The sequence below is a fragment of the Bradyrhizobium sp. sGM-13 genome (genome assembly GCF_018398875.1).
In the GTDB taxonomy this organism is placed as follows: Bacteria; Pseudomonadota; Alphaproteobacteria; order Rhizobiales; family Xanthobacteraceae; genus Bradyrhizobium.
Window position 1 is genome coordinate 157,208 of sequence record NZ_JAGWDK010000009.1, and the last position, 11,183, is coordinate 168,390.

Below are 11,183 nucleotides of genomic sequence, written 5' to 3' on the forward strand. Positions count from 1 at the left end.
ATACGTCCGCCAACTACGTGTTTGGGTCGACGATGACCGGCAATGGCAGCGTCGACGTGCTGTCCGGCACCACCATCCTGACGGCTGCCAACAGCTACACGGGTCCCACGACTGTCAACGGCGCCACGCTCATCGTGAACGGCTCGATCGCCTCGTCACCGCTGACGGTGGATGGCGGCGGTCTTGTCGGGGGCACCGGTCTTCTTGGCGCAACGACCATCGGTGCCGGCACGCTCTCGCCCGGCAACTCGATCGGCACCATCACGGTACAGGGCAATCTCATGCTGTCGGCGGCCTCGACCTACCTGCTCGAGATTGCGCCGACGAGTGCCGATCGCACCGATGTCACGGGCGCGGCGCAGCTCGCCGGTGCCTTGCGTGTGGTCACAGCGCCCGGGACCTACGCACCGGGCACCACCTACACGATTCTCACGGCGACGGGCGGCATCGCCGGCACGTTCGACAGCGTGACTTCCAATCTCACGTCGTCCGCCTTCATAACGCCGACCGTGTCCTACAATGCCGACCACGTACTCTTCACCCTCGCACGCACGGCATTCGCGAGCGTCGGCTGGACGCGCAACCAGATTGCCACCGGCACCGGCGTCGACTCGCTGGGCTTCGGCAATCCCATCTTCAATACGGTGCTCTACGGCACGGCCGCGCAGGCGCGGCAGGCGTTCGATGCAGGGCCAGTTGCATGCGAGTACGGCGGGCGTGCTCGTCGACGAATCGCGCGATCTGCGCGACGCAGTGCTCGGCCGCCTGCGCCAGGCGTCCTTCGACAACGCGGCAGGCGGGACGACGTCGCGTGCTGCCCGCCCGGTGGCCCTTGCGGGGACCGTGCCGGAGACGAAGACGCACTCGTCCCGCCTGACCTTCTGGGCGCAGGGACTCGGCGCGCGCGGTCGCATCGACGGCGACGGCAATGCGGCAGCGGTCGGTCGCCACCACGCTGGCGCCGTCGCGGGGCTCGATGGCGCCGTTGATGACTGGCGCTTCGGCTTTGCGGCGGGCTATTCGGACTCAGCGGTCGGCGTGGACGCGCGCGCGAGCTCGGCCTCGGTCGAGAGCGGCCACGCGGCGTTCTACGGCGCGGGCAGTGCCGGCGCCTGGAGCGTGCGCGCCGGCATGGCCTATTCGTCCCACCAGATCGACACCACCCGTACCATCGCGTTTCCGGGCTTCGTCGATCGCGCGTCGGCCGCCTATCATGGCGGCACCACCCAGGTGTTTGGCGAGGTTGGCTACGGTGTCGGACTCGGCCCGGTCGCGCTCGAGCCGTTCGCAGGGGCTGCCTGGGTGCAGGCGAGGACGAGCGGTTTCACGGAGAAGGGCGGCGTCGCGGCGCTCACGGGTGCGCGCGACCGCGAAGAGGCGGGCTTCGCGACGCTTGGCACGCGTCTCGCCACCAGCGTGGCGGTCGGGGGAATGACGCTGGCGCCGCGCCTCTCCGCTGCCTGGCAGCACGTGCTCGGTGACGTGACGCCGGTCACCACCCTCTCCTTCGCGGGCGGAAGCACTGCCTTCGAGATCGCGGGCGCGCCGCTGGCGCGCGACAGCGCGCTCCTCGAAGCCGGCGCTGACCTGTATCTCAATGCGCAAACCACGCTCGGCATTCTCTACCAGGGCCAGGTCGCACGCAACGCCGAAGACCACGCCGTGCGAGGCCGCCTCGCCGTGAGATTTTGACACGTTAATGAGACACGGCAATTTCTGTGACAGAGCTGCAGCAAGTAGCCCGCATGAGCACCGCGATATGCGGGGATAAACCAAACCCGGACTCGACTCGCTCATCCGAGCTACGCTTGCTGCGACGTCTAGAGTCGCGCCTTTTGTGCGAGCGGCACCCGAAAAGTCCTGAAGCCTTCGATATCGGGAAACCCCTCTGCTGCTTCGCGCGAAGCGAATGTCAGAACCGCGGCCGGGACTTCGCCGTTGATCAGCCGGTCGATCGCGCCGGCTTTTGCTTCGCTGAACTGGACTTCCGCGGCTCCCGCCGCCATGAACGCAGCGCTGACACGTCCGCTCGATGCGGACTGCTTCTCCTCGATCGCAATGCTCATGTTGTTCAGGTCGGACAGCGAATCGATCTCCGGACGTGCCAGCACAAGCGCGACCAGATCCGGGTCGTCTGGCGCTACGGATGCCGCTTTGTCGCTATCGCTCACGTCGGCTGGCGCTGCTTCCGGATTGTCCGATTTGTTGGCCGCTTCCCTCCCCGTCCCGATCGCCGTGACGAGATCGGCCATTCCCGTCGCTTCCACAAGCTGCTGCTGTATGGTTCGAGAGACCGGAGCGGGAGCAACGCCGGCCGAGGGAGGCAACGCAGTCGCCTCGGGCGTAGCAGGCGTCGCGGCGATCTCAAGCGTGGCCGGCGGCGGCAGGGTGACCTCGGATTTGACCTCCGATTTCCCCTCCCACTTGGGAGTCTCCACCTCCGACTTGGGAGTCTCCGCAGGCTGCGACGCAGCGACGGCGGCTGTCTGACCGGGCTCGGGGCTATCAGGGATTTCCAATTTGCGCTCCGGCGGTTGGCCAGCCGCGACTGCGTTTTCGCGAGCCACTGGCGCCGTGACAGCCGGAATGTTCTTCCCGGCTGCTGCGAGCGCGGGAGCGGCGGCCTTCTTGGCGGTTGGCGGCCTCGTATTGGAGGCCGCCTTGCTGCCGCGCGGCGCAGTGCGGGAAACAGGTGCGCCCTGCCTCGCTACGCGTGCGGGACTGGCGTGTTCTGGTCTTGCTGTTTCGGCCTCAGCCGGCACCGCGATATCAGTTTCGCGAACCGCGCGGTGCCGGGCAGACAATGCCTGATCAGACCAGGTCATGTAGGACTGGCACGTGCGGTTGCACGGCAGCCCGTCGATATAAACGATGTCGGGAGAATCCAGCGGATTGGCCTGCAGGGCTCCACTCGAACCAAGGGACAAGATCAGGGCCGGCAAAATCCATCTTCTCGACATGACTGCTCCGTTCGAACGCGCGTGGTGTTCGACGCGAGCTACGAATGGATGGAGATGAGGTTTCAAAAAACGGTCATGTTTTCCGGATCGCTACGCGACGCATAATACGCGCTGCTTGAAGCATAATACGCGCTGATTGTTTCCGTCATTGCGAGCCACGCCCGGTCGGCCCAAAGCGCCGCCGGGTGCCTCGCAGTGACGCAGCGGTTCTGAGTTTAGTTCGGCACCGCCCGCTTCGCGGCCGTGACTGCATTTGCATTCACGGTGCCGCCGCGCAGCAGGTTGAACGCGGCGTTGAGCGCCTTGTCGTCCTTTTCGTTCGGCGGGACGTAAGCTTGCGAGCCGGTCTGCTCGGCGCCGTCGGCGGCGAGGTGGCCGCGCATCGAGGCTTCGCCCTTCAGCTCGGCGCGGCCCTTGAGTTCATCGGGCACGTCCTGCAGCACCTCGACGTCGGGCGCGATGCCCTGGGCCTGGATCGAGCGGCCCGACGGCGTGAAGTAGCGCGCCGTGGTCAGCGCCAGCGCGCCGTTACCCTGTCCGAGCGGAATGATGGTCTGCACCGAGCCCTTGCCGAAAGTGCGCGTGCCGATCAGCGTGGCGCGCTTGTGGTCGCGAAGCGCGCCGGCCACGATCTCGGACGCTGAAGCCGAGCCGCCGTTGATCAGCACCACCAGCGGCTTGCGCTTGGTGATGTCGCCGCCGCGCGCGGTGAAGCGCTGGGTTTCCTCCGAAGTGCGGCCACGCGTCGAGACCACCTCGCCCCGGCTTATGAAGGCGCTCGACACCGACACCGCCTGATCGAGCAACCCGCCGGGATTGTTGCGGAGGTCGACGACATAGCCCGTTAGTTTTTCCGGCGGAATTTCCTTCGAGATGCTGGCGATGGCTTTCTTCAAGCCGTCGGTGGTTTGCTCGTTGAAACGGGTGATCCTGATGTAACCGATGTCGCCGCCGTCTGTCTTGAAGCGGACCGGCCGCACCCGGATGATCTCGCGCACGATGGCAACGTCGATCGGCGCGGCGGCCCCCTTGCGCACGACCTTGAGGCGGATCTTGCTGTTGGCGGGGCCCTTCATCCGGCCCACCGCCTGTTCGAGGGTCATGCCCTGGATGACCTCGTCGTCGATCTGGGTGATCACGTCGCCTGACAGCATGCCGGCCTTGGCCGCGGGCGTATCGTCTATCGGCGTGACCACCTTGACGAGGCCGTCTTCCATCGTGACCTCGATGCCGAGCCCACCGAACTCGCCATGGGTGGTCTCCTGCATGTCGCTCCAGCCCTTCTCATTCATGTATCTTGAATGAGGATCGAGCGCCGAGATCATGCCGTTGATGGCGCCTTCCATCAGCTTGGAATCGTCCGGCTTCTCGACGTAGCTGGTCTTGATCCGCTCGAACACGTTGCCGAACAAATTGAGCTGGGTGTAGGTGTCGGAACGGGCCGCAGCCTTTGCCGCGGCCACCAGATGCGCGCCTTGAGGTCCGATCACGAGGGCGGTCAGACACGCGCCCGTCACCGTGCCGAGAAGAAAGGCAAAATTCCTGCGCATCGTGGGGCGTCCCTCTATCTCTACGGACGCCCACACCATCCCTGTGAATCGGCGCCCCTGTCCCGGCCCCGCCAACTCACAATGGCTTTTTGGTCGGATCAAGGCACGCCGACCCGGGGCAATACGGTCGCTTTCAGAGTCTGAATGAAATCATCACGTTAGATAGGGAATTCGTCATGCCCGGGCTTGCCGATATCTTCTACTTTGCAGCCCCTTCGGCGGAGTTGGCCTTTGACTTCGCTGCCGGCGCCTTAGCCGCCGCTTTCGGTGGTGTGCTGTCGCCGCGCATCGTCCCCCAGGGGTCCGAACTCTTCTGCTGCTCGGGGATGTTGCCGAGCGATCTCCGGTAGGCCCGCTCGGCCTCCTTCTCGGCCGCGATTTGCGACGGCGTCTTGGGCTTGTCCTCCTCGCCATATTTGGGGGGACCTTGTTGTTGGGCGGCAGCGGATCCGGCCAATAAGGCGATCACGGCGACAGCGCCCAGGATTCTGCCAACAACATGCATGCGACTACTCCCTGAAAATTGGCCCCAAGCAACTGGCCCCAAGAAATTGGCCCAAGCCTTAGCACAGCCTGCGTATGGGCTTAAGCGCCGGATTGGGCTCCGACGCAAATCGCCGTGGCCGTTGCCGAGGCCGATCCGGTTTTGTAAACGACTGCCATGAATTCGCCGCCAGCGCCCCATTCCGTCGATGCCTTGCTGTTCGACCTCGGCCGTGTCGTGCTCGACATCAGTTTCGATCAGGTAATGACTTGCTGGGCGGGGCATGCCGGCTGCGCGCCTGCCGACCTCGCCGGACGCTTTGTGGTGGACGACAGTTTCAAGCACCACGAGACCGGCCGGATCGACGATGCGGCGTTCTTTGCGAGCCTGCGCCAATCGCTCGGCATCGGCATCACCGACGCACAGTTCCTGGAAGGCTGGAACGCGATCTTCACCGGCGAAATGCCCGGAATTTCGCCGCTCCTGGCGCGCGCAGCAAAACGCCTGCCACTCTATGCTTTTTCCAACACCAATCCGGCCCATGTTACGCATTTTTCGCAGGCCTATACGGATGTGCTCGGCCATTTCCGTCAGATATTCCTCTCCTCCAGCATCGGTTTGCGCAAACCCGACGCCGAAGCCTATGATCATGTGGTAAAAGCGATCGGCGTGCCGGCGTCGCGGATCCTGTTCTTCGACGACTCGGCTGCCAATATCGAAGGTGCGCGGGCGCGCGGCCTTTCTGCCATCCACGTGACATCGACGGATGACGTGGCGAGGGCACTGACCGCACTTGGAATTTGAGGGAGGTCCGCCCGTGGCGTTGATGCCGGTTGCCGATGCATTGTCTGCCATCCTTACGGGCGCCGATCCCCTGTCCGAAGAAATGGTGGCGCTCGATGAGGCGTATCACCGCATTCTCGCACGCGACGTCGCCGCGCGGCGGACGCAGCCGCCGCAGGCGATGTCCGCGATGGACGGCTATGCGGTGCGCGCGGCTGACGCCGCCGATGTCGGCGCACGGCTGAAGGTGATCGGCGAGGTTGCCGCAGGCCGACCATTCGAGCGGAAGGTCGGCCCGCGCGAAGCGGTGCGGATCTTTACCGGCGGCGTGATCCCCGATGGCGCCGACGCTGTCATCATCCAGGAAGACACTGGCGTCGACGGCGATCATATCACCATCACGGAAGCTGCCGTTCCGGGGCGGCATATCCGCGCCGCGGGCGTAGATTTCCGCGAAGGCGACGTCCTCCTCAAACGCGGGCGCCGCCTCACCGACCGCGACCTCTCGCTCGCCGCCGGCATGAACTACCCGGAACTTACGGTGCACCGCCGCCCGAAAGTAGCGATGCTGGCAACCGGCGACGAACTGGTGATGCCAGGCGCAACCCCCAGCCCTGGCCAGATCGTCTATTCCAACGGCTACAGCTTGCGGGCGCTGGCGCGCGCCGAAGGGGCAGAAATCATCGACCTCGGAATCGCCGCCGACACCGTCGCCGCGACCACGGAAGGCATCCGCCGTGCCCGCAAGGCCGACGCGGACATCCTGATCACCCTGGGCGGCGCTTCGGTCGGAGACCACGATCTCGTCAAGCGGTCGCTTGAGGCCGAGGGCGTCGCCATGGCGTTCTGGCGGATCGCGATGCGGCCGGGCAAGCCGATGATGCATGGCAGGCTGGGCGCGATGCGGGTGATCGGCCTGCCCGGCAATCCCGTCTCCTCCTATGTCTGCGGCTTCCTGTTTCTGGTACCGCTGATTCGCGCCTTATCGGGCCGCGACACGATCCATCACCGGCGCGAAAACGCCCTCCTCGGCCGCGATCTCGCCGCCAATGATCAGCGCGAAGATTATCTTCGCGCCCGCCTCGAAGCGCGCGACGACGGCACGCTGGTTGCCATGCCGGTGAACCATCAGGACTCGTCGCTATCAGGTAATCTCGCTGCAGCACGGGTGCTTGTGATACGTCCGCCGTTCGCGCCGGCTGCCGCAAAGGGCTCGCGCTGCGAACTGCTCCGGCTGCCGGAATGACGCCTGGAACGGCGCTCCAACAGCACCTTGGACCGGAACCGCAATGCGTTCACCTGAAATTAAGTGGTTGCGGAACACATATCGAACATATAGTGTCCGTTCATGATTTGTTTCGACTGCTAGTGTCTTTGATCGAGAGTTTGGGGACTCGACGATCTGGGCGCTGAAAAATTCGGAACGAGACGACGCCAACCGGGGGATTGCTCGCGATGCTTACGCGCAAACAGTACGAACTTCTGCGTTTCATCAATGAACGGCTGAAAGAGGCCGGCGTGCCGCCCTCCTTCGACGAGATGAAGGACGCGCTCGATCTGCGCTCGAAATCCGGAATCCACCGCCTCATCACGGCACTGGAGGAGCGTGGCTTCATCCGTCGCCTGCCCAACCGCGCCCGCGCCATCGAAGTCATCAAGCTGCCCGAGCTCGCAGCCGCCGCCAACAGCCGCCGCGGCTTCACGCCGAGCGTCATCGAGGGTACACTCGGCAAACGCACGGTGAGCGCGCTGGCCGCCGAGGACGACGGCAATCGCCCGGTCGCCGTGCCTGTCATGGGCCGGATTGCTGCCGGTACGCCGATCGAGGCGCTGCAGACCCGCAGCCACACCATCAGCGTACCGCCTGATATGCTCGGCTCCGGCGAACATTACGCGCTCGAAGTGCGCGGCGATTCCATGGTGGACGCGGGCATTCTCGACGGTGACATGGCGCTGATCCAACGCAACGAGACCGCCGACACCGGCGACATCGTCGTGGCGCTGATCGACGAGGAGGAAGCGACGCTGAAGCGTTTCCGCCGCCGCGGCGCCTCGATTGCGCTCGAGCCCGCCAACGCAGCCTATGAAGTCCGCATCCTGCCGCCAAACCGGGTCCGGATTCAGGGCAAGCTGATCGGACTGTACCGCAAATACTGACCCGTTATGCCGTCCGGGCCGTGACGGAAAAAGAGCCCCGGCCCGCGGCCGGGGTTTTTTGTTGCGCGTTTGGAACCAACGCCCGTTAGCGCGTTTGTGAATGTGGCGCAGCGCGCCAGTCGCAGAATTGCCCAGAAACGAGAAAAGGCTCTGCGCCATGTCCACTCTGATAGAGGCCTGTGCCTCTTCTAGACACGGGTCAGCTATCTCAAACGAGGGAGCCATCCGATGTGTGACTATAGCCTGCATGCTGTGGCTACGCGGCCTGCCGTGGTCGGCGAAACGCTGATCACCACGACGTTCCGCGGTACATCGACCCGCGGCTTTGCGTCGGAACGCGAGCCTGCAGTGGCGGTCTGCATGCTTCCCGGCACCGAACTGGCGTTCGCTGAGGACGTCAAATACGACAACCGGTGGATCTGGACTCGAACCACCGACTGGCGGGTCGGCAAGTTCAATCAAATCGACCCCCATATCTCCGACCGTCACCATGACGCGATCGAATTTCCCGACGGAAGCCATGTGCTGGTGACGCAGCTTTGCGAAGGCCAGCGCGCGACCGTGTTGCAACTGCCGGTGGTCCAGACCGGTGGCGAACATGCGCCGAAGGTGACGGAAGCGCCTCCGGCCGAATCGATCGTGACCGGATAAACGCCCACGCGCATATGATCCGCCGGTCCAGGCCGGCGGATCATGGTGGTACATTTTCGGAACTTGGCACCGCAGGGGGGCAGTCGGTGGTCAACAAGGTAACGTGGCAAAAAGCCGGGCGCGTCACTGAGCCCGGGCGGTACATGTTCAGGTACGGCTGGCTCACCATCACAGCCGAAGATCTCGCAATCTGGCAGCAATTCCCCGACGCATCGTTCACGCTGGTCGCTTTGCCGTCAGCGCCCGATGCACCCGAGGAATTCCATCTCGGCGCGTTCGAAATACCAGCCAAACCCACGGTCGACGAGCACTGACGCCCGTCTACTCCTCCGCCTGAAGGTCTGCCTCGGCCGGCGTGGCATCGACGCTGCGCGGTGGCACGACGCGCGGCGCCAGCACGGTGGTGTCGGCCTCGCTCTCGTCAGCTATGGCCGGCGACCAAGGCCGGTCGATCCCCCTCGGCTTGACCGCCTCGACGACAAATCCCTCGCGGCTACGCCGCAACGCCATGGCACCTTGGCGCCGCAGCCGTTCGGCATCGATAATCGAAGCCGCGCATGATGCGGGCGCCTGCCGCAGCGTCACAATGATTGCCGCGCGCTCGCAATCGTCCGAAAATGCCTCGGGCCTGAGCGCCTGCGCGATCAGGCCGCCGCCGGCGGATTGCACCACGCAGCCAAGATCGTCGCATGAGACGCCTGACGTGAGCGAGGCGTCAGCCGCCGTCCGTGCGTCCGCATCCGCCGCCAGCCACTCCTTCAAGAGGAAGACGTCTCGAGACCCTTTGGCCGCATGCATCAAATGCAGCCGGCCATCCTGGCCGCGCACCCCGACATTGCGTCCGTCCGCGGAAATCAGGATATCCGGCGGCGGCACCCTCGCCGCCCAAAGCGCCGCTGACAGCACCAGCGCCGCACCCGACCAGCGCAGCGGCGTTCGCAACAGGCCGAGCAGGATGATGCCGAGGCTCGCTGCAATCAGCGGGCCGATGCCGAAGGCCGGCACCCGGCCGACCGCGCCGGGTAACGCCGCGACCCACTGCGTCACCGCAATCATCCAGTCGATGCCGAGCCCCATGACCGCCCAGAACAGTCGATCGAAGCCGAACGGCATCGCGACGAGGCCGAGCAAGCCCGCCGGCATCACCAGCGCGGAGACCACCGGCATCGCCGCGAGGTTTGCCAGCACGCCGTAAGGCGTGACCCGGTGAAAGTGAAAGGCGGCGTAAGGCATGGTCGCAAGCCCCGCCACCAACGAGGCCAGCAACAGCATCGTGACTTCGCGGCCGCCCCACAGCGCCACGCGCGCCGTTGCGGTATGATCCGCCGTCGCGAACAGGCGCGGCATGCCGGTCTGCACCAGCGCCACCAGCCCCAACGTCGCCGCAAACGACATCTGAAAGGTTTGACGCTTGTTGCAATATCGTTTGGAAAATGAGTGACTTAGACGACCTTCCGAACCTGAGTCCGGGACTTTTTCCGGGACTTTGCGACGCGCTCGACAGCGGCGGCGACATCCTCGTCCAGCACATGGGCGTAGCGCAGGGTCGATTTGATGTCCCGATGATTCATTGCCTTCTGCACCAGCTTCAAATTCCCGCTATCGCGCAGAAGCTTGGTGCCGAAATCGTGACGGTAGTCGTGGAAGCGGAAGTTGGTCACACCGGCGGAGGTCCGAATGCGCTGCCAAGCTGACTTGGTGCCGTTGTAGGTGAGCTGGTAGCGCTGACCGCGCACGATGCCCAGCCGTCGGTTCCCATACTTCGCGACGTAGGTGAACACGAATTCCGGATGCTGCCCCTGCAACGGGAAGAGGATCTCGCGGATCGCGTCGGTGATCGGAAAGACCACTCTCCGGCCGCCTTTACCGGTCCTGACGATCTGTCGGGTGCCAAAGTTCACCTCAGACCAGCGCAACGTCACACATTCCTTAAACCGCATGCCACACGCCCGAGCGAAGGCAAAGAACGGCTCGTAATCAGCGCGCATTGCCTCATCAAGGGACGTTGCTTCGCTGTCCATCAGCTCGCGCACCCGCTCCTCTGGCTCCGGCAGATAGAGCTCGCCCCACTTCGGTTCGTTCTCAAAGACGGCGCGCTCTGCCTTCGCGAAGCGAAAGAGCCGCTGCAGGACAGCGGTCACGGAGCGGTTTACAGTAGCGTTCGCGATCAGCGGCAACGCCCGCTCTTCCTCTTTGGTCCTTTTGCCGCGGCGCGAGACACGGTGACCGCGGCGCCACGATACCATGTTCTTCGCCTTGTAATGGTCGATATCCGTGAGCGGCGTCGCCTCGCCGAAATAATTCACCAAGCGTTCGAGGTTCGTCCAGGTCGCGTCCGGCTCGGCGTCGTATTGCGCCTCGTCATTCCACAGCCGCACCACGACGTCGCCGATCAGGAGAGATGTCTGCGATCGCTTGGTCGCCTTGATTAGCTTCTTGGCCTTCTCTCGCTCTGCAGACTCGAATTTTTCTGCTTCTTTTCGAGTCGTGCTTTCTGTAGAGCCGCAAAACCGACGACCACGGAGCTGGAAGTCATAGTGATAGAACGGCGACTTCTTGGGCTTGTAGACTGACATGCTTCCCGCCTCCGGCGCCGCT

At 64.4% G+C, this 11,183-nt stretch carries 10 protein-coding genes and 1 pseudogene; 6 read left to right on the top strand and 5 right to left on the bottom strand.

The features are described from left to right. Positions 1–519 precede the first annotated feature (519 nt). The gene (locus tag KJQ96_RS40225; protein WP_249734105.1) at positions 520–1,692 is read left to right on the top strand and encodes an autotransporter outer membrane beta-barrel domain-containing protein; all 1,173 of its coding nucleotides are present in this window, start codon (positions 520–522) and stop codon (positions 1,690–1,692) included. A gap of 128 nt (positions 1,693–1,820) precedes the next feature. Here the strand turns inward: KJQ96_RS40225 and KJQ96_RS40230 are convergent, their stop codons facing one another. From KJQ96_RS40230 to KJQ96_RS15835, 3 genes are all read right to left on the bottom strand, one after another. Next, positions 1,821–2,960 carry a hypothetical protein gene (locus KJQ96_RS40230; RefSeq protein ID WP_249734106.1) on the bottom strand — a complete coding sequence of 380 codons (1,140 nt, stop codon included), beginning with the start codon at positions 2,958–2,960 and terminating at the stop codon, positions 1,821–1,823. A gap of 215 nt (positions 2,961–3,175) precedes the next feature. After that, positions 3,176–4,510, bottom strand: coding sequence for a S41 family peptidase (locus tag KJQ96_RS15830; RefSeq protein ID WP_213287527.1), 1,335 nt, complete (start codon positions 4,508–4,510; stop codon positions 3,176–3,178). A 199-nt stretch (positions 4,511–4,709) separates the two neighbouring features. Next, the gene (locus KJQ96_RS15835; RefSeq protein ID WP_213287528.1) at positions 4,710–5,015 is read right to left on the bottom strand and encodes a hypothetical protein; all 306 of its coding nucleotides are present in this window, start codon (positions 5,013–5,015) and stop codon (positions 4,710–4,712) included. A gap of 156 nt (positions 5,016–5,171) precedes the next feature. On the opposite strand from KJQ96_RS15835, the gene KJQ96_RS15840 reads away from it, so the two are divergent. The 5 genes from KJQ96_RS15840 (at position 5,172) to KJQ96_RS15860 (ending at position 8,899) form a co-directional block, all read left to right on the top strand. Next, entirely contained in the window at positions 5,172–5,798 is a 627-nt protein-coding gene (locus KJQ96_RS15840) for an HAD family phosphatase (RefSeq protein ID WP_213287529.1), read from the top strand. 13 nt (positions 5,799–5,811) lie between these two features. After that, complete coding sequence (glp, locus tag KJQ96_RS15845) at positions 5,812–7,023, top strand: gephyrin-like molybdotransferase Glp (protein WP_213287530.1); 1,212 nt, start codon at positions 5,812–5,814, stop codon at positions 7,021–7,023. Between the two features lie 209 nt (positions 7,024–7,232). Continuing rightward, positions 7,233–7,934: a transcriptional repressor LexA gene (gene lexA / locus KJQ96_RS15850; protein ID WP_213287531.1), complete on the top strand. Its 702-nt coding sequence runs from the start codon at positions 7,233–7,235 to the stop codon at positions 7,932–7,934. 228 nt (positions 7,935–8,162) lie between these two features. Continuing rightward, positions 8,163–8,585: a hypothetical protein gene (locus tag KJQ96_RS15855; protein WP_213287532.1), complete on the top strand. Its 423-nt coding sequence runs from the start codon at positions 8,163–8,165 to the stop codon at positions 8,583–8,585. An 86-nt stretch (positions 8,586–8,671) separates the two neighbouring features. Next, positions 8,672–8,899, top strand: a complete 228-nt coding sequence (locus KJQ96_RS15860) for a hypothetical protein (RefSeq protein WP_028345854.1) — start codon at positions 8,672–8,674, stop codon at positions 8,897–8,899. A gap of 7 nt (positions 8,900–8,906) precedes the next feature. Here KJQ96_RS15860 and KJQ96_RS15865 read toward each other — a convergent pair. Together KJQ96_RS15865 and KJQ96_RS15870 are read right to left on the bottom strand one after the other, a co-directional pair. Beyond that, positions 8,907–9,989, bottom strand: a pseudogene (locus tag KJQ96_RS15865) (ComEC/Rec2 family competence protein); the annotation flags it as partial. A gap of 38 nt (positions 9,990–10,027) precedes the next feature. Beyond that, on the bottom strand, positions 10,028–11,161 hold the full coding sequence (locus tag KJQ96_RS15870; protein WP_213287534.1) for a site-specific integrase: 1,134 nt from the start codon (positions 11,159–11,161) through the stop codon (positions 10,028–10,030). Between the last annotated feature and the right edge of the window lie 22 nt (positions 11,162–11,183).